Origin of the sequence: Bacillus sp. JJ1503, assembly GCF_036965125.1 — a bacterium.
Lineage (GTDB): Bacteria > Bacillota > Bacilli > Bacillales > Cytobacillaceae > Cytobacillus.
The window spans coordinates 15,985-16,395 of record NZ_JBALOZ010000091.1; the positions used below are offsets into that span (position 1 = coordinate 15,985).

The 411-nt window shown below is 42.3% G+C and carries 1 protein-coding gene; it reads right to left on the reverse strand.

Features of this window, described 5'->3' with window-relative positions:
- Positions 1–60 precede the first annotated feature (60 nt).
- A partial coding sequence (locus V7149_RS08485; protein WP_335345214.1) for an ABC transporter ATP-binding protein occupies positions 61–411 on the reverse strand: 351 nt, incomplete at its 5' end.

Below are 411 nucleotides of genomic sequence, written 5' to 3' on the forward strand. Positions count from 1 at the left end.
CTCATGACTACCGTTTGAGCCGCTTTCTTATCAAAACGTATACCATGAACCTTTCATCCATCAGCTCTTTACCAAATGACACCGGACCATCCGCCCATCATCATAATCTACTAGTTCTTGCTTTTCTGAGCAGTCTTCAACAGCATAAAGGCATCGTTGTGCAAAGCGGCAGCCCTCAGGTGGATCGATAGCTTTAGGCATTTCACCTTCATACATCGTAAGGGAAAAAGCGGACTGTTCATCGATGGTCGGCAAAGATTGCAAGAGCAGTTGTGTATAGGGGTGGGCAGGCTTATCAAAGACTTGATCCACCTCTCCAATTTCTACAATCTCCCCTAAGTACATAACGCCAACTCTTGTACACATATGTTTAATAACACTTAAATCATGTGAAATAAATAAATACGTAAA